This window comes from Streptomyces sp. NPDC005438, assembly GCF_040606315.1.
In the GTDB taxonomy this organism is placed as follows: domain Bacteria; phylum Actinomycetota; class Actinomycetes; order Streptomycetales; family Streptomycetaceae; genus Streptomyces.
The window spans coordinates 285,116-305,180 of sequence record NZ_JBEXEP010000007.1 but is presented as its reverse complement, the minus strand read 5'-3'; the positions used below and the strand labels follow the sequence as shown (position 1 = coordinate 305,180).

Sequence of the window (20,065 nt, the reverse complement as noted above, 5' to 3'; positions counted from 1 at the left end):
GTGGGTGCCTTCGGTGTGCTGGTCAACGTGGCCGTGTTCAACCTGTGCATCCACACCTACCAGCTGGCCCCGGTCAGATCAGGGGTCTTCGCCACCGCGGCGGCCATCTGCACCAACTACGTCGGCAACCGGTACTGGACCTACCGGCACGCCGACAAGAGCCGGCTGCACCGCGAGCTGACCCTCTTCCTGTTCTTCAGCGGCCTCGGCCTCGTCATCGAGAACGGGATGCTCGCCCTGTCCCACTACGGCCTGGGCTACACCTCCTCCCTCGCCGACAACGTCGCCAAGAACGTCATCGGCCTGGGCCTGGCCACCGCCTTCCGCTTCTGGTCCTACCGCACCTGGGTGTTCCGCGAGGACCCGGCCGCCTCCCGGCCCGAACCCGCCCACCAGGACGCCGACACCCCCGCCGACCCCCTCGGCACCTTCCCCCGCCCCCACGGCGAACCCCAGGCCCAGGGCCGGCCCACCCCCTCAGGAACGTCGCTGGACCTCCTCGACGTCCCGGCTGAGGAACAGGCCGAAAACCGCCGGCAACTGCTGAAGTAGCTCCAACCGGCCCCCGTCCGCCTCCGTCAGGTCCCGGGCCACCGCCAACCCCAGGCCGGTGGAGTTGCGCCCACTCACCGTCCGCTCGAACACCCGTGACCCCAGGGACGGGTCCACCCCCGGACCCTCGTCCCACACCTCCACCACCACCTGGTTACGGGTCACCCGGGTCCGCAACGCCACCGTGCCCCCGCCGTGCATCAGCGAGTTCTCGATCAACGTCGCCAACACCTGCGCCACCGCCCCCGGCGTACCCACCGCCCGCAGCCGCTTGGTCCCCGACCACACCAACGCCCGACCCTCACTGCGGTAGGCCGGCATCCACTCCTCCAACTGCTGCCGGATCACCTCGTCCAGCTCGAAGGCCACCGCCGAGCCACTACGCGGATCACGGGAGTTGGTCAGCAACCGCTGCACCACGTCCGTCAACCGCTCCACCTGCGCCAGAGCGATCATCGCCTCCTCCCGCACCGAGGTCTCCCCCTCCGCCGCCGGCTCCCTCGGCGCCGCCTCCACGATCTCCTCCAACCGCATCGACAGCGCCGTCAACGGAGTACGCAACTGGTGCGAGGCGTCCGCCGCCAACCTCCGCTCCGCCGTCAACATCCGGGCGATCCGCTCCGCACTGGCGTCCAACACGTCCGCCACCCGGTCCAGCTCCGGCACCCCGTACCGCCGCTGCCTCGGACGTGGATCCCCCGACCCCAGCTGCTCCGCCGTCTCCGCCAGATCCACCAGCGGAGCCGCCACCCTGCGCGCCTGCCGCATCGCCAACAGCACCGCCGCGCACACCGCCAGCGCCGCCACCGCCAGGATCGCCCACAGGCTGCGCACCAGCTCCGAGGTCACCACGTCCCGCGACTGACGTACCACCACCGTGGCCCCACGGCCCCCCGACTGCCGGGACTCGATCACCTCACCCCCGGGACGGGCCCCCACCTCCACCACCCGCTGCCCGGGCACCTTGATCCGGGCGTACCGGCGGCCGGTCAGCTGGGGACGCAGGGAGGCCGCGGTGATCTCCTCACCAGCGGCCATACGGTTCTCCACGGCCGACACCAGCCGCACCGCCTCGGCGTTCACGTTGTCCCGGATACCTGTCTCGATGGTCCGCGCCTCCACCAGCACCAGGGACACACCGAACACCGAGATCACCACCAGCACCACGGCCAGGGTGGACTGGATCAGCCGCCGACGCACGCCCGCCTAGCTCTTCTCGAAACGGAAGCCCACACCCCGCACGGTGGCGATGTACCGGGGATTGGCCGCGTCGTCACCCAACTTCTTCCGCAACCACGAGATGTGCATGTCCAAAGTCTTGGTCGACGACCACCAGGTCGTCTCCCACACCTCCCGCATCAGCTGGTCCCGGGTGACCACCCGGCCCGCGTCCCGCACCAGCACCCGCAACAGGTCGAACTCCTTGGCGGTGAGCTGGAGTTCCTCCTCCCCCATCCACGCCCGGTGCGACTCCACGTCGATCCGCACCCCCTGCGGGGCCGGCGGCTGCGGAGGCTCGGCGCTGTTCGCCCCCCGGCGCAGCAGCGCCCGCACCCGCGCCAACAACTCGGCCAACCGGAAGGGCTTGGTGACGTAGTCATCGGCGCCGGCGTCCAGACCGACCACCGTGTCCACCTCGTCCGCGCGGGCGGTCAACACCAGCACCGGCACGCTCAGCCCCTCGTTCCGCAGCCGACGGCAGACCTCCAGCCCGTCCATGGCCGGCAGGCCCAGGTCGAGAACCACCAGGTCGACCTCGCCACGAAGACCGGTGTCCAGGGCGCCGGGGCCGTCCTCGCACACCTCCACCTCGTATCCCTCCCGGCGGAGCGCGCGGGCCAGGGGCTCCGAGATGGCGGCGTCGTCCTCGGCGAGCAGTACTCGGGTCATGGCCTGATGGTAGTCCTCAGCGAGCGCCCAAGGGCAGTTCCCGGCCTCCGGCCCCCACACCCGCCGACCGGCCCGCCCCCACGGCGGCGCCAGCGGAAGCGACAGCCGTACGGCCACCCCCGCCCACCCGACCCCGACCGGCCGGAGGCGCCGGGGAGCACCGCCGGACCACGCCCCGGAACGCCCCCGGCCCGGCCCGACCGTCGGGCCGGAAAGGCTGACACATTCCCGCAACGACACGGTCGTACCCACCCCGCATAGTGTGGGGCCAGCGCAGGCCCCGTCCCCCCACGGGCGGCGGCACGCGACCACCGGCGACACCCTGTCGTCCGGCCCCGCCACGCGACCACCGAGGGGGATCACCCATGCCCGGACCATCCGTCAGCCCGCTCAGCCGACGCGGACTGCTCACCACCGGTGGGGGACTGCTGGCGGCCGGAGCCCTCGCCGCGTGCGGCTCCAACACCGGCCGCGAGGGCGGAGGCTCCGGCGAACAGCTCTCCCACTGGTACCACCAGTACGGCGAGGACGGCACCGAACAGGCCGTACGCCGCTACGCCAAGGCCTACCCCGACGCCCAGATCCGCGTGCAGTGGCGGCCGGGCAACTACGACCAGCAGACCGCCGCCGCCCTGCTCACCGACTCCGGGCCGGACGTGTTCGAGGTCAACGGACCCACCATCGACCAGATCCAGGGCGGCCAGGTGGTCGACCTGACCTCCCTGATAGACGGCGTCCGCGAGGACTTCAACCAGGCCGTACTGGAACCCAAGACCTACCGGGACAAAATCTGGGGCATCCCCCAGGTCATCGACACCCAACTGCTCTACTACCGCAAGAGCCTCCTCAAGGACGCCGGCGTCACACCCCCACGCACCCTGGACGAACTGGTCGACGCCGCCGGCGAGTTGACCACCAAGAAGACCAAGGGACTCTTCCTCGGCAACGACGGCGGCGCCGGCGTCCTCGGCGGCGTACCCCTCCACGCCGCCGGACTCTCCCTGGTCACCAAGGACGGCAAGGTCGGCTTCGACGACCCCGCCGCCGCCCGCGCCCTCGGCAAACTCCGCACCCTGTACACCGACAAGTCCCTGCTGCTGGGCGCACCCGCCGACTGGTCCGACCCCTCCGCCTTCGTCCAGGGCCTCACCGCCATGCAGTGGACCGGACTGTGGGCCCTCCCCCAGGTCAAGAAACAACTCGGCGACGACTTCGGCGTACTGGCCTTCCCCAAGGACGGCACCGACGGCCAACCCGCCGTCCCCGTCGGCGCCTACGCCGCCGCCGTCAGCGCCCGCAGCGCCCACAAGACCCAGGCCAAGGACTACGTCAGGTGGCTGTGGATCGAGAAGACCTCCTACCAGGAGGACTTCGCCCTCTCCTACGGCTTCCACATCCCCGCCCGACTGTCCCTCGCCAAGAAGGCCGAACGCCTCCGCGAGGGCCCCGCCGCCGACGCCGTACGACTGGCCACCGACAACGGCCACGCCGAACCCCTGCTGTGGACCTCCCGCTCCCGCACCGCCTACCAGGACGCGCTCAACCGCATCATCAAGAACGGCGCCAACCCCGAGAAGGAACTGCGCGCCGTGATCCGCGAAGTGGAACGGGAACTGGCCCGAGTGGCCAAGCGGAAGAACCGGAGCGGGAACTGAAGACCGACGCCCACCCGACCAAGCCCCAGGCCCACCCCACCCCGTCACGGACCCCACGGTCCCCCCACGGGAACACCCCCCGGGCACGCCGGCCACAAGGAACCCGGAACCGCACCCTGTGGTTCTGGATCTTCGTCGGCCCCTTCGCCCTGGGCCTGGCCCTGTTCACCTACGTACCCCTGCTCTGGAGCCTCTACCTCAGCTTCTTCGACGCCTACAACACCGTCTCCCCCACCGAGTTCGTCGGCCTCGACAACTACCGCACCCTGCTGGGCGACCCCGCGTTCCGACAGAGCCTGGGCACCTTCGCCCTGTTCTCCCTGTTCATCGTCCCCACCACCTTCGCCCTGTCCCTCGCCCTCGCCCTGGGCGTCAACCGCCTACGGCACGCCCAGGCCTTCTTCCGCTCCGTCTTCTTCCTCCCCACCGCCTGCAGCTACGTCGTCGCCGCCCTGGTGTGGAAACTCTCCCTCTTCAACGGAGTGCGCTTCGGCCTGGCCAACACCGTCCTCGGCTGGGTCGGCCTCGACCAGATCGCCTGGCTGTCCACCACCGACCCACCCTGGTACTGGCTGGTCATCGTCACCCTCCGACTATGGCTCCAGACCGGCTTCTACATGGTGCTGTTCCTCGCCGGCCTCCAACGCATCCCCCCACACCTCTACGAAGCCGCCGCCGTCGACGGCGCCCGCCCCGGCTGGCAGACCTTCCGCCACATCACCTTCCCCGCGCTGCGCCCCACCTCGGTCGCCGTGGTCCTGCTGCTCGTCATCAACGCCTTCCAGGCCTTCGACGAGTTCTACAACCTGCTCTCCGACGCCCGCGGCTACCCCCCGTACGCCCGCCCACCCCTGGTCTACCTCTACTACACCGCCCTCGGGCAGGGGCAGAACCTCGGCATCGGCAGCGCGGGAGCGGTCATCCTCGCGCTGATCATCGCGGTGGCCACCGTCGTCCAGTCCCGCTGGTTCGGGCTGGGCAGGAAGGAGGACTGAACCCGTGCCCCACCACCCCGCGACGGCCACCGACGACTCCCTGGTCCGCGTCGGCCGGGCGGTACGCCTGGTGCTGCTCTGCGCCCTGGCCGCCCTGTTCCTGATCCCCTTCTACCTGCTGCTGCGCAACGGCCTCGCCAGCGAGGAGGAGATCACCGCCCCCGGGTGGACCCTCCTCCCGCGCGAACTTCGCTGGTCCCACTTCAGCGAGCTGTTCTCCGACTCCAGCGTGCCGATGGCCAGTTCGCTGCTGAACTCCTCGGTGATCGCGGTACTCACCACCCTGGGCACCCTGCTGCTGGCCTCCCTGGCCGGCTACGGTCTGGCCCGTATCCCCTACCGGCACGCCGACCTGGTCTTCTACGCCATCGTCGGCACCCTGATGGTGCCGGCCGCGGTGACCTTCGTGCCCAGCTTCGTACTGGTCTCCTCGCTGGGCTGGATCTCCACCCTGCGCGGACTGATCGTGCCCACCCTGTTCAGCGCCATCGCCTGCCTGATCTTCCGGCAGTACTTCCTCGGCTTCCCACGCGAACTGGAGGACGCCGCCCGCGTCGACGGCCTGGGCTACTGGCGCACCTACTGGCGCATCGTGGTGCCCAACTCCCGGCCGGTGTTCGCCGCCGTGGGCACCATCGTCTTCATCGGCGCCTGGAACGCCTTCCTGTGGCCGCTGGTGATCGGCCAGGACCGGGGTTCCTGGACGGTGCAGGTCGCCCTCTCCACCTTCACCACCGCGCAGACGGTCAACATCCACCAGCTGTTCGTGGCGGCGATCGTCTCGATCCTGCCGCTGCTGCTGGTCTTCCTGCTCCTCCAGCGCCACATCGTGGCCGGGGTGGAACGCACCGGCATCGACGACTGAAGCGTTCAGCGGGGGCGTTCGCCGTCGGGCGGGGAGACCCTCCGGGGTTCTCCCACTCCCGACCCCGCCTTCTCCGTACGGCGCCTCGGGGGCGCGGTGACCTCAGGAGCCGGGCACGCGGAGCCCCAGGGGGCACGTCGCAGGTCAGGTGCGGGCCGGGGCCCCAGGGGCGCCGCGTCCCTACGGGACGGCTTCGAGGGGCCGGCCCTCACGGGCGCGGCTCCCGAAGGGGACCCGTGGAATCCGCGGGAACTCGTGGAGAGGGGAGCGCCGGGCGCGGTCCTCCGCGTGCGGCGCGGTCACGTACGGCTCCGGTCACGTACAGCCGGGTGCCGGCGAGGGAGCGGAGGGGCGGTCGGTCTGCCGGTGGGGGCGCCACGGCGGCGTCCCCACCCACGGTCGCCGGGCCGGGCGGCTGGGCGCGGGCGCGGTGGCCCGGCCCCAACCGTCAGGCGGGCGCGGCCAGTTCGGCCCAGACCGTCTTCCCCGACCCCAGGGGGTTACGTACCACGCCCCAGTCCAGGCAGAGCCGCTGCACGATGAACATCCCGTGCCCACCGGGCCGGCCCGCGCGGTGCGGACTCCGGGGAGCCGGCGCACCGGACCCCTGGTCCACCACCTCAAGCCGCAACACCTTGGGGCCGCTGCCGATACGCAGCTCCTCCGGGCCGTCCGCGTGCAGACAGGCGTTGGTGACCAGTTCCGACACCACCAGCAGCACGTCCTCGGCCGCGGCACGCTGGTCCCCGGTCGCCGCCGGAAGCCAGCCCCAGTCGTGCAACGCCTGACGGGTGAAGTCACGGGCACGGGGCACCACGCCGCTGGCGCCCAACAGCCGCAGTCTTCGCACCTGACGCAACACTGGGCCCTCCTCCAGGTCCACCGGCTGGTCACCGTTCGCCTCGAAGGGCCCACCAGCCCCGTTCACCGGAATGACGGAGCGAGGCGCCACGTCATCCGACTGGGAGCCGCGGTCGCCCGCCGAGTACGGCCGGGTGGTGCTCATCAGCGGTTCACCTCACCGATCACTGACTGACCGAATCAACGAATGGACATCGGAGCTGATCACAGCCGCCCGACTGGACCGGGGCCCAGAGGCCCGCACCGATTCAGTGGGTCTCCTGCCCTGCGAGAGCGGGAGAACACTCATCGATCTGAGCGGACTGTTGTGACGCAGGTAACCAAGCGCCCCGGACATGCCCAGGAACACCGGCGAACAGGCCGGAGACCACCGCGAACGGTCAGGCCTCCGTCACGTTCGCCAGCGCGGCGCCAAGATCCTCGTGCACCGAGAACACCATGTCAGCGCCCGTGATGGTGAAGACGCGGGACACCACCGGCTGCATTCCGGCCAGATGTACGCCGCCTCCGGCGGCCTCGGCCTTCAGACGAGCCGCCAGCAACACGTTCAGCCCCGTGGAGTCACAGAACTGCAGGAGTGAGCAGTCCACCACCAGCCGGCTGAAGCCCTCGTCGACGCTGCGCTCCAACGGCTCGCTCAACAACTCGGCGGTGTGATGGTCCAGCTCACCCTCGGGCGTGAACACCATGCTCGCGCCGTGTTGCCGTACGTCGACCGTCAGCCGGCCACGGCTCGTACTGCCGGGCATTCCGCGGTCCATGCACACCCCATCTCAGGTCGCTCCAGATCTTCCCACCAGCCGTGCACGACACCCCCTGACGGCCGCCTCGAACCCTACGCCTTCCTGGGGACCTCCGGTAGACGAACAACCAACACATTGGGGCAAATTCAGACAAGGCGCACTTGCCATGCGTACACAGAACCAGGTAGGCCTAGAAGGCAGACAATTCCAGTCGGCTCTGGAGGCGCCGCACCCCGTAGTGCACGTCAAGGCTTCGGCAGCCACATGCCGAGATGATGGAGGGACACCAGCATGTCACCCCGCATGTCACCCAGGCTCGATGATCCCGGGATATCGGATACCGACCCGCAGTACGCGACCCCTGAGGTGACGCACAGCAGCTCCACCTCGTCCGGCGAGCACCACGAGACGCTGGAAGCGCTCCTCGACCAGCTTCACCTGCCGGAGATGCCGCCCTTCGACGAGGTCGGACCGGTGGACGCCAGGGCGATGTCCAAGACGCTCTTCGAGCGCCTGGAGACCCTGGAAGAGGGCACCCACGAGTACTCCTACGTACGCAACACCCTGGTCGAACTGAACCTGGCCCTGGTCAAGTTCGCGGCCTCCCGGTTCCGCTCCCGCAGCGAACCCATGGAGGACATCGTCCAGGTCGGCACCATCGGCCTGATCAAGGCCATCGACCGGTTCGAGCTGTCGCGCGGGGTCGAGTTCCCCACCTTCGCGATGCCGACCATCGTCGGCGAGATCAAGCGCTTCTTCCGGGACACCTCCTGGTCCGTACGGGTCCCCCGCCGCCTCCAGGAACTGCGCCTGGACCTGGCGAAGGCCGGCGACGAACTCGCCCAGAAGCTGGACCGCGCCCCGACCGTGGAGGAGCTGGCCGAACGGCTCAGCATCACCACCGACGAGGTCGTCGAGGGCATGGCCGCGAGCAACGCCTACACCGCCAGCTCGCTGGACGCCCAGCCCGAGGAGGACGACACCGAGGGCGCCTTGGCCGACCGCATCGGGTACGAGGATCACGGACTGGAGGGCATCGAGTACGTCGAGTCCCTCAAGCCCCTGATCGCCGACCTCCCGGCGCGCGACCGCCACATCCTGTCGCTGCGGTTCGTGGCGAACATGACACAGTCCGAGATCGGCGAGGAGCTGGGCATCTCGCAGATGCACGTCTCCAGGCTGCTGTCCCGCACTCTCGGTCGCCTGCGGAAGGGCCTGATGGTCGAGGAGTAGGTCGAGGAAGCAGTCGACGCGTAGCCGTGTCTCACGGCACGGCGCACGGACCTCCGCCACCACGCTCCTGACAGTGGTGCGGGCACTCTCCCCTGGAGGGGCCCCGACAACAACCACGAGGAAGCGAGCCGGAGGACGAGGGCGCGCCCACCGCGCAGGCGGTCGGGGCGACGGCCCCATGTCGTGTGCCGTTCCGTACGAGGGGCCTGGTTTCCGAGCTTCGGGAACCGGGCCCTTTGGCTTGGGCGGGGGCTTGTGGGTGGGGGCTTGGATGGGCGGGTCACGGGCCCGTCCGGCACCCCGTGGAACACGAGCCCGCCCAGCCTCCGGGGGCGCGGGCTCAGCCGACATCCGGGGCCTGGGTCCGACCGGTATCCGGGGGCCGGGTCCGACCAGCATCCGGCGCATCCTCCCGGTCAGGTGAGAGGCGCCGGCTCCTCCGAGGTGGCCCCGCTGGCCCGCGATGTACGGGGCCCTCGCGCCCGGTGGCCATGGCCGGGCTGTGGCGGGGAGCTGTTCGGGGCCCCTCCCCCCTCCCCATGCCCACCCTCCGCCACCACCTCCGAGACGCCTGGGAGCGCGCGCCGACTCCCAGGCGAGAAGGGGTACCCGAAACCACCCGTTGTCCACGACGCCGAGGCTCCAGGAGGAGCTACGGCCGGTCACAACGGGCCCGTACGGTGCTCGGTTCGGGGACCACCGCGGCAGAGCCCATCATGCCTCAACCCCCGGAAAACGGGCCGAAGTTATCCACAGCAGCCCCTGACAGATCACACCGGACATCGACTGACAGAAGCCCACCCACCTCCGGCCCGGCCCAGCACCCGACCACCACCCGCACCCGCCCCCACCCACAACTGGACACGTAGCCCCAGCCCCACCCAGGCCCGCCAGCGCGAGCCCGACGCGCAAGCCCCCCACTCAACCCGCCCACCTCCCCGAGCCCCAACCCAACTCACCCCGCCCCATCCACATCACCGCAACCTCACCGCACCCACAGGCGCCGCGACCCCACCCACGCCACCGCACCATGCGCCCCCCAGACACATCACCGCACCCCCGCCTCACCGCGCTCCACGCACCACCCACGCAACCACTCCCCCACCCACCAACAACCGGACTACGCACGCCCACCACCGCCCCATCCCCGGGCAAGTCACCGCAACACCGGCGGGGTTGACCGGCCTCCTCGGGACGGGTTGGGGCGAACCCCTGGCCTACGGAGCCCAACCTGCTTGGATGGGCGGCGACATCGACCGCCCCCCACAGTGACGGAGCCGCCACATGGTCGCACCCACGCACCGACGGACGAACGACGCAGTGAGCCCCGAGCCGGCGCGGTCGGCAACCGGGAGCCCGGACCATGGAGGCCCTGGCCGGCGGCCGGGCGCACGGAGATGGGCGGCCGGCCTGAGCGTGGCCGCCCTCGCGGCGACCGCGCTGACCGCCTCCGCCTCTCCCGGGCAGGCGGCCGAGGAGGCCCCCCGAGCGGCGAGCCCGAAGGTGCTCACCTACAACACCTTCCTGTTCAACAAGCTCATCTACCCGAACCTGGGGCAGGACCACCGGGCCGAGGAGATACCGCAGGCCGACTTCTTCCAGGGCAACGACGTGGTCGTGCTCCAGGAGATGTACGAGAACGGCACCTCCGAGAACCTGATGGAGAGCGCCAAGTCCCAGTACCCGCACCAGACTCCGGTGGTCGGGCGTACCAAGGACGGGTGGGACGCCACGGGAGGCTCGTACGCGACCACGTTGGAGGACGGCGGGGTCACCGTGCTGAGCAAGTGGCCGATCAAGCGCAAGGAACAGTACGTCTACAAGGACGGGTGCGGGGTGGACGACCTCGCCAACAAGGGCTTCGCCTATGTGGAGTTGGAGGTGAACGGGGAGCCGGTGCACGTGGTGGGGACGCACGTGCAGTCCGACGACAAGCTGTGTTCGGAGGGTCAGGCCGCGGAGGTGCGCAGCAAGCAGTTCGGTGAGCTGAACGCCTTCCTGGACGCCAAGGACATTCCCACCGACGAGCAGGTGCTGGTGGCGGGTGACTTCAACGTGGACTCCCGTAGCGACGAGTACCCGAAGATGCTGGCCGACGCCGGTCTGGAGGGGGCGGACGACCGTACGGGGCACGCGTACTCCTTCGACACCCAGGAGAACACCATCGCCCACGCCCGTGGTGCGGAGAACCCGCCCCGGGACCTGGACTACGTGCTGCACCGCAAGGGGCACGCGAAGCCGGAGGGGTGGACCAACGAGGTGTACCAGGAGCAGAGCGCTCCGTGGACGGCGCCGGACGGCAAGGAGTACAGCAACCTGTCGGACCACTATCCGGTGACCGGTTCGGCCGGCTGAGGTCCGGTACTGCGGCGGGTGGTGCCGTGGCCTGAGCGGCCCGGCGCGGCCCGGAGGTGGGGGGGGTACCCGAGACAGCTCGGGTACCCCCCCCACGGCGTTCCGGGGAAGAAGCCCGGGGGCGCTGCGAGGGTCGAGGCCTCAGCGGGGAAGCAGGGCGTCCCGCTGGTCGAGGCCGGACTCGGCGACGACCTGGGCGATGGACTGGGGTTCCCGTACGGTCGCGAACCGTATGCCGCCCGGGGTGGCCGGGGTGTTCTCGGCCGCGGGCTCGGTTCCGGGCCCGGCACCGGTCTCGTCCTCGGGGAGGGTGAAGCCGTACACCCCCGGGCGGGGCAGGCTGTTGTAGCCGAAGGGGTTGGAGAAGTAGTAGGCGCCGGTGTCGAGGAGGGCCACCAGGTCGCCGGCCTCCAGCGGGGGCAGCTCCCGGGCGGTGGCGACCAGGTCGCCGGCGAAGCAGCAGGGGCCGGCGACGTCCTGGGCGACGGCGGGTCCCTGTTTGGGGTGGCCGTGGGGGTCGTAGCCGGTGACCCGCAGGGGCCAGGAGCTGGGGGCGAACACGGTTCGGGTGGCGACCTGGGCGCCGGCGTGGGTGACGGCGATGGGTCGGCCGCCGGCGGTCTTGGCGTACTCGACGCGGGCCAGGATGGTGCCGGCCTTGGCCAGCAGGGAGCGGCCGAACTCGGTGACCAGGCCGTAGCGGCCGTCGAAGAGGGCGGGGACGGTGTCGGCGAGGAGGCGGGCGTACCGCTCGTAGCTGGGGGTGACGTCCTCGGTGTCGAAGTTCACCGGGAGGCCGCCGCCGATGTCGAGGGTGGTGATCTGCTGGCGGCCGACGGTGGCGTTGATCTCCTCGGCCAGTTGGTGGGTGGCCTGGACGCCCTGGGCCATCAGTTCCAGGGGGCAGCCCTGGGAGCCGACGTGAGCGTGGAGGCGGGTGAGGTGGGGGCGTTCGCGGTAGGCGCGGATGACGGCTTCGCGGGCGCCGGGGTCGCGGAGGGGGAAGCCGAACTTGGAGGTGTCGGTGGCGGTGCTCATCGCGCCGATGGTGCCGCTGCCGATCTGGGGGTTGACGCGCAGTCCGAGGGGGGAGTCGCTGCGGGTCTGTTCCCGTAGGGCGTCGAGGCGGACGAGTTCCTGGGGGTTGTCGGCGTTGACGGCGACGCCGCGTTGGAGGGCCTCGCGGAGTTCGTCGACGGTCTTGGCGGGTGAGTCGAGGACGGTGCGTTCGGCGCTGACGCCGGCGGCGTGGGCGAGGGCGAGTTCGCCGGGGCTGGCGGCTTCGCAGCCGATGCCGAGGTGGTCCAGGTAGCGGAGTACGGGGACGAGTGAGGACGCCTTGATGGCGAAGGTGTGCAGCACCTGTTGGCCGGGGGCGGCGACCTGGGCGAAGGCGTCGTGGAGGGACGCGGCGGCTTCGCGGATGGTCTCCAGGTCGAGGAGTCCGACGAGGGGGTTGGCGTCGTCGGTGACCAGGCCCTGGCTGACGGCCGCGCGAACTGCCAGGTCACGACGTTGGGTACGGGTGGTGGCCGTGGTGGGGCGTCTGAGGTGCTGCATGGATCCAGCCAAGCACGGGCGTGCCGGGGGTGGTGCACCCGGCCCCCTGGTGACTAGCCCTATTCACCCTTAGACTCCGTGAATAGCCCTAGTCTGCCGCTGCCCGGGCACGCGGCGGCAGCGTCCCGACCCCGACGGAACGCGCCCTCCGGGCGAGCGGCGCTCCGTACCCGGACGTCATGAGGTACGGCTACAGCGACACCTTCGCGACACCCACGGCCCCATCCACAGCACCCAGGCGGAAGTCACCATCCAGAGAGGCGGCCCCGATGTCAGGACCCCGGCCCGTACGAGCCCCGCGCGGCACTGAGCTGACCACCCTCGGCTGGCCCCAGGAGGCAGCCCTGCGGATGTTGCAGAACAACCTCGACCCGGAGGTGGCCGAGCACCCGGACCAGCTGGTGGTCTACGGAGGCACCGGCAAGGCCGCCCGGGACTGGCGTTCCTTCGACGCCATGGTGCGCACCCTCGGCACGCTGCGGCAGGACGAGACGATGCTGGTGCAGTCCGGCCGGCCGGTCGGGGTGATGCAGACCCACGAGTGGGCGCCCCGGGTGCTGCTGGCCAACTCCAACCTGGTGGGCGACTGGGCCAACTGGGAGGAGTTCCGCCGGCTGGACGCCCTGGGCCTGACCATGTACGGGCAGATGACGGCCGGTTCGTGGATCTACATCGGCACCCAGGGCATCCTCCAGGGCACCTACGAGACCTTCGCGGCGGTGGCCGCCAAGCGGTTCGGGGGGACCCTGGCCGGCACCATCACCCTCACCTCGGGGCTGGGCGGCATGGGCGGGGCGCAGCCGCTGGCGGTGACCATGAACGACGGGGTGGTGATCTGCGTCGACTGTGATCCGCGCGCCATCGAGCGTCGTATCGAGCACCGTTACCTGGACGTGCGGGCGGACTCGGTGGACCACGCGCTGCGGTTGGCGGTGGAGGCGCGGGACGCCCGACGGCCGCTGTCGATCGGGGTGTTGGGGAACGCGGCCGAGGTGTTGCCGGCGTTGCTGGCCCAGGGGGCGCCGATCGACGTGGTGACCGACCAGACCAGTGCCCACGACCCGCTGGCGTACCTGCCGGTGGGGGTGGACTTCGAGGACATGGCCGCGTACGCGGCGGAGAAGCCGGCCGACTTCACCCGGCGGGCGCAGGAGTCGATGGCCCGCCACGTGGAGGCGATGGTGGGCTTCATGGACGCCGGCGCGGAGGTCTTCGACTACGGCAACTCGATCCGTGGGGAGGCGCGTACGGCGGGGTTCGCGCGGGCCTTCGACTTCCCCGGGTTCGTGCCGGCGTACATCCGGCCGCTGTTCTGCGAGGGCAGGGGCCCGTTCCGCTGGGCGGCGCTGTCGGGTGACCCGGCGGACATCGCGGCGACCGACCGGGCGCTGCTGGAGCTGTTCCCGGAGAACGAGTCGCTGGCCCGCTGGCTGCGGATGGCCGGGGAGCGGGTGCGTTTCCAGGGGTTGCCGGCGCGGATCTGCTGGCTGGGGTACGGGGAGCGGGACCGGGCGGGTGAGCGGTTCAACGACATGGTGGCCGCCGGGGAGATCTCGGCCCCGCTGGTGTTGGGGCGGGACCACCTGGACTGCGGTTCGGTGGCCTCTCCGTACCGGGAGACGGAGGCGATGCTGGACGGTTCGGACGCCATCGCGGACTGGCCGTTGCTGAACGCCATGGTGAACGTGGCCTCCGGGGCGTCCTGGGTGTCGCTGCACCACGGTGGCGGGGTGGGCATGGGCCGGTCGATCCACGCCGGGCAGGTGACGGTGGCCGACGGTACGGCCCTGGCCGGGGAGAAGCTGCGGCGGGTGCTGACCAACGACCCGGGGATGGGCGTGATCCGTCACGTGGACGCCGGCTACGACGTCGCCGAACGAGTGGCGGAGGAACGCGGGGTGCGGGTGCCGATGCGCGAGGGCCAGGAGGGCGGGGCGTGACCGGGCTTCCCGAGGGGCTGTCGGGCGGGGACTCCTTCCACCGGATGTGGCGGGAGTTGCTGCCGGTGGGTCGGCATCCCGACAGTGGCGGGTACCGCCGTTACGCCTGGACCGGCGCCGACCTGGAGTGCCGGGAGTGGTTCCGGCGCCAGGCGGCGGACCGTGGGCTGCGGTACGAGGTGGACCGTAACGGCAACCAGTGGGCGTGGGCCGGGGACCCGGAGGGTCGGCGGGACGCGGTGGTGACCGGTTCCCATCTGGACTCGGTGCCGGACGGCGGGGCGTTCGACGGGCCGTTGGGGGTGGTGTCGGCCTTCGCGGCGCTGGACGAGTTGCTGGCCCGAGGGGTGCGGGCGCGGCGCCCGCTGGGGGTGGTCAACTTCGGTGACGAGGAGGGCGCCCGGTTCGGCCTGGCCTGTGTGGGGTCGCGGCTGAGCGCGGGGCAGCTGTCGCGTGAGGCGGCGCACCGGCTGCGGGACGCGGACGGGGTGGGTCTGGCGTCCGCCATGGAGCGTGCCGGGTACGACCCGGACGGTATCGGTGCCGACCCGGAGCGGTGGGCGGGTGTCGGGGCGTTCGTGGAGCTGCATGTGGAGCAGGGGCGGGCGTTGGCCACCGACGATCCCGACGGTCGGGGTGGTGGGCCGGCGCCGGTGGGGGTGGCGTCGGCGATCTGGCCGCACGGGCGGTGGCGGTTCGACTTCCACGGGGAGGGCAACCACGCGGGCACCACCAGGTTGGCCGACCGTCGGGACCCGATGCTCAGCTACGCGCAGACGGTGCGGGCGGCGCGGGAACAGGCCCGGTTGACGGGGGCGTTGGCGACCTTCGCCAAGGTGAGCGTGGAGCCCAACGGGGTCAACGCGATCGCCTCGCTGGTGCGGGGGTGGCTGGACTCGCGTGCCCCGGACGAGGGCACCCTGGGCAAGCTGGTGGAGGAGGTGGAGCGGGCGGCGGCCGAGGAGGCGCGGCGCGAGGGGGTGCGGCTGGAGGTGACCCGGGAGTCGTTCACGCCGGTGACGGAGTTCGAGGACGCGCTGCGGAACCGGTTGTTGGAGTTGCTGGGTGACGGCGGGGACCGCCGGGTGCCGGTGCTGCCGACGGGGGCGGGCCATGACGCGGGGATCCTGTCGGCGTCGGTGCCCACGGCGATGCTGTACGTGCGGAACCCGACGGGGGTGTCCCACTCCCCCGCCGAGTTCGCGGAGGAGGACGACTGTGTGGCGGGCGTGGGTGCTCTGGCCGACGTACTGGAAGGACTGTTGACCTCGTGAGTGACGCCACCTACTGGGCGGAGTACGGCTGGCTCGACGGCACGGTGGAGCCGGGGGTGCTGCTGGAGGCCCGGGACGGGCTGTGGCAGCGGGTGCGGGCGGGGGTGGCCGAACCCCCGCCGGGGGCGCGGGTGTTGGTGGGGTTGACCCTGCCGGGGCTGGCCAACGCGCACTCGCACGCCTTCCACCGGGCGCTGCGCGGCACGGTGCAGGTGGGTTCGGGCACGTTCTGGACCTGGCGGGAGGTGATGTACCGGGTGGCGTCGCGGCTGACGCCGGACAGCTACTTCGCGCTGGCGCGGGCGGTGTACGCGGAGATGGCGTTGGCGGGGGTGACCTGTGTGGGCGAGTTCCACTACCTGCACCACGCCCCGGGCGGTTCCCGTTACGCGGACCCCAACGCCATGGGGGAGGCGCTGATCGCCGCCGCCCAGGAGGCGGGTATCCGGGTGACCCTGCTGGACACCGCCTACCTGTCGTCCGGGCTGGGCCCGGACGGGCGGGGCGAGCCGCTGTCGCCGGCCCAGTCGCGGTTCGGTGACGGGGACGCTCAGGCCTGGGCGTCGCGGGTGTCGGCGCTGCGCCCGGGGGGTTCGCACGCCCGGGTGGGCGCGGCGATCCACTCGGTGCGGGCGGTGCCGGCGCGGGAGTTGGGCACGGTGGCGGCCTGGGCGCGGGAGCGGGGCGCGCCGTTGCACGTGCACCTGTCGGAGCAGGTGGCGGAGAACGAGGACTGCCTGCGGGCGCACGGGCTGACCCCGACCGGGTTGCTGGCCGAGCACGGGGTGTTGGGGCCGGGTACGACGGCGGTGCACGCGACCCATCTGACCGAGGAGGACATCCGGGCGTTGGGGGGTTCGGGCACCGGGGTGTGCATGTGCCCGACGACCGAGCGGGACCTGGCGGACGGTATCGGGCCGGCGCCGCAGCTGCGGGCGGCGGGCAGCCCGTTGTCGTTGGGCAGCGACTCGCACGCGGTGATCGACCTGTTGGAGGAGGCCCGGGCGATGGAGCTGGACGAACGGTTGCGTAGCCGTACCCGGGGGCACTGGACGGCGGCGCAGTTGCTGCGGGCGGCCTCGGAGCGGGGGCACGCGGCGTTGGGCTGGCCGGAGGCGGGCCGGTTGGAGGCCGGGAGCCTGGCGGACCTGACCACGGTGGCGCTGGACTCGGTGCGTACCGCCGGGCCGGCTCCCCGGTTGGCGGCGGAGGCGGTGGTGTTCGCGGGGACCAGTGCGGACGTGCGGCACACCGTGGTGGCCGGGCGGCCGGTGGTGTGGGAGGGGCGGCACCTGTCGGTGGCCGAACCGGCGCGTGAGTTGGCGGAGACGATCGGGAAGTGGGGCCGGTGACGGCGATGACGGACGGGACGGGGAAGCGCGTGGACGGTGGCAGTACGGCGTTGACCGGTATCGGCTCCCTGGTGACCAACGAACCCTCCCTCGGGGAGGGCCCGTTGGGGCTGCTGCGGGACGCGGCGCTGGTGCTGGAGGGTGAGCGGGTGGCCTGGGTGGGGCCCTCGGCGCGGGTGCCGGCGACCGACCAGCGGGTGGACGTCGGGGGGCGGGCGGTGATCCCCGGGTTCGTGGACAGCCACTCGCACCTGGTGTTCGCCGGTGACCGTACGGAGGAGTTCAACGCCCGTATGTCGGGCCGGAGTTACACCGCCGGCGGTATCCGTACCACGGTGGCGGCGACCCGGGCGGCCGGTGACGAGGAGCTGGAGGCCAACCTGGTGCGGCACCTGGCGGAGGCGCTGCGGCAGGGCACCACCACCATGGAGACCAAGTCCGGTTACGGCCTCACTCCCGACCAGGAGGCCCGGGCGCTGCGGATCGCCGCCCGGCACACCGAGGAGGTGACCTATCTGGGGGCGCACATCGTGGCCCCGGAGTTCGCCGACGACCCGGACGGCTACGTGGCCCAGTTGACCGGCCCGATGCTGGACGCCTGCGCCCCGTACGCCCGGTGGGTGGACGTGTTCTGTGAGCGGGGGGCCTTCGACGCCGACCAGGCGCGGGCGGTACTGATTGCCGGCGTGGAGCGGGGGTTGGTGCCCCGGGTGCACGCCAACCAGTTGGGCGAGGGGCCCGGCGTACGGCTGGCGGTGGAGCTGGGCGCGGCCTCGGCCGACCACTGCACCCATCTGACCGACGCGGACGTGGACGCGCTGGCCTCGGGTTCGACGGTGGCGACCCTACTGCCGGGCTGCGAGTTCTCCACCCGGGCGGTGTATCCGAACGCCCGCCGGCTGCTGGACGCGGGGGTGACGGTGGCGCTGTCCACGGACTGCAACCCCGGTTCCAGCTTCACCTCGTCCGTGCCGTTCTGTGTGGCGGTGGCGGTACGGGAGATGGGCATGACGCCCGACGAGGCGCTGTGGTCGGCCACCGCGGGGGGCGCGCGGGCGCTGCTGCGCGAGGACGTGGGGCGGCTGGCTCCGGGGTGCCTGGCGGACGTGGCCCTGCTGGACGCGCCCTCGCACGTGCACCTGGCGTACCGGCCGGGGGTGCCGTTGGTGCGGCGGGTGTGGCGGCGTGGGGTGGCGGTCGACTGAGGTCGGGCCACGGGACTCGCCGCCCGGCGGCGCCGGGTGGTGACCTGGCGGCCGGTGAGGCCCGGTGCGGCGTGGGTGCCTCAGTCGAGGAAGAGGGCGCGTTCGGCGGCGCGGGCGTCGAAGTCCTCCAGCCGGGCCTGCGCGTCCGGCAGGTTGTCGCACATCGCCTCCAGCAGTACCCGCCCCAGCAGCATGGGGGCGCAGGGGGTGTCGAAGGCGAGGCCGGTGCCCACGGCGGCGGGCAGCAGCAGGTCGTCCGGGTGGGCGACCGGGGCGAAGGCGCTGTCGGCGACGGTGACCACCCGCAGCCCCTGGGCGCGGGCGTGGTGGAGGGCCTCGGCGCACTCGCGGGGGTGCCGGGGCAGGGCGAAGCACAGCAGGGCGGTGGCCCCGGCGCGTACACAGGCGTTGAGTCGGTCGACCAGCATGGAGCCGCCCTCGTCGAGGACCCGTACGTCGGGGTGGACCTTGGCGGCGAAGTAGCCGAAGCCCCGGGCCTGGGCGGAGGCGGCGCGCAGGCCGAGTACCGGCAGCGGGCGGGAGGCGGCGAGGAGCTGCCCGGCCCGGCTCACCGGTGCCGGCTCGGCGAGGAGCGTGGCGAGTTGGCGGAGGTTGTCGATCTCGGCGAGTACGGCCTGCTGGTACTCGTTGTGCCCGTCGCTCCCCTCCTCGGGGTCCACGTCGCGTTCGGGGGCGTTCTCCCTGAGGTGGCGGCGCAGCGCCGGGTAGCCGTCGAAGCCGAGGGCGACCGCGAAGCGGGTCACCGAGGGCTGGCTGACCCCGGCGAGTTCGGCCAGTTCGACGCTGGACAGGAACGGGGCCTCGCCGGCCTGCCGTACCAGGCAGTGGGCGATGCGCCGCTGGGTGGGGGTGAGCCGCCGCCCTTCGAAGAGTTCCAGCAGCCGTGCGCTGGCGCTGCCCATCGTCGCTCCCGTCTCGGGTTCGGAACTGCCGGGCGTCTATTCATCGCGGCGGCCGGCTGTATGACCTCTTACAGCATTGTGCCGCCCCGGCCGGCTCGGGGTGGACGTCACCGGTGGGCAAGAGTGGGGCTAGCTCCACTGTGCCGCCGCCCGGGGCCACGTACCTTCGGGGTATGGACGCGTCGGACCGTGAGTTGAAGAGCGACTTCCAGGCCACCCTGCAGACCCGCAAGGAGCTGGGCCCGGAGTACGAGGACGAGTTGGTGGACTCGTTCCTGGAGAAGGTCGAGCAGCGGGTGGACTCCGCCGTGGAGCGCCGGGTCCGGCGCCAGATGGCCGAGCAGCAGATGGTGGTGGCCCGGGGCGGTGCCCGCCCGGCGAACGCGCAGTCGTTCCACTACCCGTCCGGGCTGGGCGCCCACATCGGGCTGGCGGTGGCCTCCCTGGTGCTGGCCATCCCGGCCTCGGCGATCGCGGTGGTGAACGCCGGGACGGTGGGCCTGATGGTGTGCTGGGCCGGCGTACTCGGGGTGAACATGGTGCACGCCGGTCGTACGGTCTTCGCCCGCAGGTCGGGGCTGGACGACCACTGAGCCGTGCCTGGCGGGTGGCCGTCGCGGGTGTGAGGGCGGGGACCGTCGCACCCGGTGAGCCACCGGGCG

Annotated in this window: 17 protein-coding genes; 11 read left to right on the top strand and 6 right to left on the bottom strand. The window is 71.7% G+C overall.

Features of this window, described 5'->3' with window-relative positions; genetic code table 11:
* Positions 1 to 552 (top strand): GtrA family protein, encoded by a 552-nt coding sequence (locus ABZT14_RS17210; RefSeq protein WP_356302924.1) that lies wholly within the window; start codon positions 1 to 3, stop codon positions 550 to 552.
* On the opposite strand, the gene ABZT14_RS17205 is transcribed toward ABZT14_RS17210, so the two are convergent.
* Both ABZT14_RS17205 and ABZT14_RS17200 read right to left on the bottom strand, forming a co-directional pair.
* The gene (locus ABZT14_RS17205; protein ID WP_356302922.1) at positions 478 to 1,752 is read right to left on the bottom strand and encodes an ATP-binding protein; all 1,275 of its coding nucleotides are present in this window, start codon (positions 1,750 to 1,752) and stop codon (positions 478 to 480) included. The genes ABZT14_RS17210 and ABZT14_RS17205 overlap by 75 nt on opposite strands.
* A 6-nt stretch (positions 1,753 to 1,758) precedes the next feature.
* Positions 1,759 to 2,442: a response regulator transcription factor gene (locus ABZT14_RS17200; protein WP_356302919.1), complete on the bottom strand. Its 684-nt coding sequence runs from the start codon at positions 2,440 to 2,442 to the stop codon at positions 1,759 to 1,761.
* A 365-nt stretch (positions 2,443 to 2,807) separates the two neighbouring features.
* On the opposite strand from ABZT14_RS17200, the gene ABZT14_RS17195 reads away from it, so the two are divergent.
* The 3 genes from ABZT14_RS17195 (at position 2,808) to ABZT14_RS17185 (ending at position 5,957) form a co-directional block, all read left to right on the top strand.
* On the top strand, positions 2,808 to 4,097 hold the full coding sequence (locus ABZT14_RS17195; RefSeq protein ID WP_356302916.1) for a sugar ABC transporter substrate-binding protein: 1,290 nt from the start codon (positions 2,808 to 2,810) through the stop codon (positions 4,095 to 4,097).
* A gap of 116 nt (positions 4,098 to 4,213) precedes the next feature.
* Entirely contained in the window at positions 4,214 to 5,092 is an 879-nt protein-coding gene (locus tag ABZT14_RS17190; RefSeq protein WP_356303134.1) for a sugar ABC transporter permease, read from the top strand.
* Between the two features lie 4 nt (positions 5,093 to 5,096).
* Positions 5,097 to 5,957 carry a carbohydrate ABC transporter permease gene (locus ABZT14_RS17185; protein ID WP_356302913.1) on the top strand — a complete coding sequence of 287 codons (861 nt, stop codon included), beginning with the start codon at positions 5,097 to 5,099 and terminating at the stop codon, positions 5,955 to 5,957.
* Positions 5,958 to 6,405: 448 nt separating this feature from the next.
* Here ABZT14_RS17185 and ABZT14_RS17180 read toward each other — a convergent pair whose 3' ends face one another.
* On the bottom strand, positions 6,406 to 6,963 hold the full coding sequence (locus ABZT14_RS17180; RefSeq protein WP_356302911.1) for an ATP-binding protein: 558 nt from the start codon (positions 6,961 to 6,963) through the stop codon (positions 6,406 to 6,408).
* Between the two features lie 235 nt (positions 6,964 to 7,198).
* A complete protein-coding gene (locus tag ABZT14_RS17175; protein ID WP_356302908.1) occupies positions 7,199 to 7,579 on the bottom strand; it encodes an STAS domain-containing protein in 381 nt (126 codons plus the stop codon).
* A gap of 273 nt (positions 7,580 to 7,852) precedes the next feature.
* Between ABZT14_RS17175 and ABZT14_RS17170 the strand changes: the two genes are divergently transcribed.
* Entirely contained in the window at positions 7,853 to 8,794 is a 942-nt protein-coding gene (locus ABZT14_RS17170; protein ID WP_356302905.1) for an RNA polymerase sigma factor SigF, read from the top strand.
* A gap of 1,416 nt (positions 8,795 to 10,210) precedes the next feature.
* On the top strand, positions 10,211 to 11,149 hold the full coding sequence (sph, locus tag ABZT14_RS17165) for a sphingomyelin phosphodiesterase (protein WP_356302903.1): 939 nt from the start codon (positions 10,211 to 10,213) through the stop codon (positions 11,147 to 11,149).
* A 141-nt stretch (positions 11,150 to 11,290) separates the two neighbouring features.
* Here sph and ABZT14_RS17160 read toward each other — a convergent pair whose 3' ends face one another.
* Complete coding sequence (locus ABZT14_RS17160) at positions 11,291 to 12,709, bottom strand: diaminopimelate decarboxylase (RefSeq protein ID WP_356302901.1); 1,419 nt, start codon at positions 12,707 to 12,709, stop codon at positions 11,291 to 11,293.
* Positions 12,710 to 12,978: 269 nt separating this feature from the next.
* On the opposite strand from ABZT14_RS17160, the gene hutU reads away from it, so the two are divergent.
* From hutU to hutI, 4 genes are read left to right on the top strand one after another with little or no spacing between them, the layout of a single operon-like run.
* The gene (gene hutU / locus ABZT14_RS17155; protein WP_356302899.1) at positions 12,979 to 14,649 is read left to right on the top strand and encodes a urocanate hydratase; all 1,671 of its coding nucleotides are present in this window, start codon (positions 12,979 to 12,981) and stop codon (positions 14,647 to 14,649) included.
* A 44-nt stretch (positions 14,650 to 14,693) separates the two neighbouring features.
* A complete protein-coding gene (locus ABZT14_RS17150; protein WP_356303131.1) occupies positions 14,694 to 15,923 on the top strand; it encodes an allantoate amidohydrolase in 1,230 nt (409 codons plus the stop codon).
* Positions 15,920 to 17,275: a formimidoylglutamate deiminase gene (locus ABZT14_RS17145; protein WP_356302896.1), complete on the top strand. Its 1,356-nt coding sequence runs from the start codon at positions 15,920 to 15,922 to the stop codon at positions 17,273 to 17,275. The genes ABZT14_RS17150 and ABZT14_RS17145 overlap by 4 nt, the downstream gene beginning before the upstream one ends.
* 5 nt (positions 17,276 to 17,280) lie before the next feature.
* Positions 17,281 to 18,480 carry an imidazolonepropionase gene (gene hutI, locus ABZT14_RS17140; protein WP_356302893.1) on the top strand — a complete coding sequence of 400 codons (1,200 nt, stop codon included), beginning with the start codon at positions 17,281 to 17,283 and terminating at the stop codon, positions 18,478 to 18,480.
* 80 nt (positions 18,481 to 18,560) lie between these two features.
* Here hutI and ABZT14_RS17135 read toward each other — a convergent pair whose 3' ends face one another.
* On the bottom strand, positions 18,561 to 19,403 hold the full coding sequence (locus tag ABZT14_RS17135) for a MurR/RpiR family transcriptional regulator (RefSeq protein WP_356302890.1): 843 nt from the start codon (positions 19,401 to 19,403) through the stop codon (positions 18,561 to 18,563).
* A gap of 173 nt (positions 19,404 to 19,576) precedes the next feature.
* Here ABZT14_RS17135 and ABZT14_RS17130 point away from each other — a divergent pair, with 173 nt between their 5' ends.
* Positions 19,577 to 19,996, top strand: coding sequence for a hypothetical protein (locus tag ABZT14_RS17130; RefSeq protein WP_356302887.1), 420 nt, complete (start codon positions 19,577 to 19,579; stop codon positions 19,994 to 19,996).
* Positions 19,997 to 20,065 lie beyond the last annotated feature (69 nt).

Excerpts from the sequence above, each read along its gene's own strand:
- ABZT14_RS17195 (WP_356302916.1), top strand. The coding sequence starts at position 2,808 with ATGCCCGGACCATCCGTCAGCCCGCTCAGCCGACGCGGACTGCTCACC.
- ABZT14_RS17130 (WP_356302887.1), top strand. The coding sequence starts at position 19,577 with ATGGACGCGTCGGACCGTGAGTTGAAGAGCGACTTCCAGGCCACCCTG.
- ABZT14_RS17150 (WP_356303131.1), top strand. The coding sequence starts at position 14,694 with ATGTGGCGGGAGTTGCTGCCGGTGGGTCGGCATCCCGACAGTGGCGGG.
- ABZT14_RS17180 (WP_356302911.1), bottom strand. The coding sequence starts at position 6,963 with ATGAGCACCACCCGGCCGTACTCGGCGGGCGACCGCGGCTCCCAGTCG.
- ABZT14_RS17200 (WP_356302919.1), bottom strand. The coding sequence starts at position 2,442 with ATGACCCGAGTACTGCTCGCCGAGGACGACGCCGCCATCTCGGAGCCC.
- ABZT14_RS17135 (WP_356302890.1), bottom strand. The coding sequence starts at position 19,403 with ATGGGCAGCGCCAGCGCACGGCTGCTGGAACTCTTCGAAGGGCGGCGG.
- hutI (WP_356302893.1), top strand. The coding sequence starts at position 17,281 with ATGACGGACGGGACGGGGAAGCGCGTGGACGGTGGCAGTACGGCGTTG.
- ABZT14_RS17175 (WP_356302908.1), bottom strand. The coding sequence starts at position 7,579 with ATGGACCGCGGAATGCCCGGCAGTACGAGCCGTGGCCGGCTGACGGTC.
- ABZT14_RS17170 (WP_356302905.1), top strand. The coding sequence starts at position 7,853 with ATGTCACCCCGCATGTCACCCAGGCTCGATGATCCCGGGATATCGGAT.
- ABZT14_RS17160 (WP_356302901.1), bottom strand. The coding sequence starts at position 12,709 with ATGCAGCACCTCAGACGCCCCACCACGGCCACCACCCGTACCCAACGT.
- hutU (WP_356302899.1), top strand. The coding sequence starts at position 12,979 with ATGTCAGGACCCCGGCCCGTACGAGCCCCGCGCGGCACTGAGCTGACC.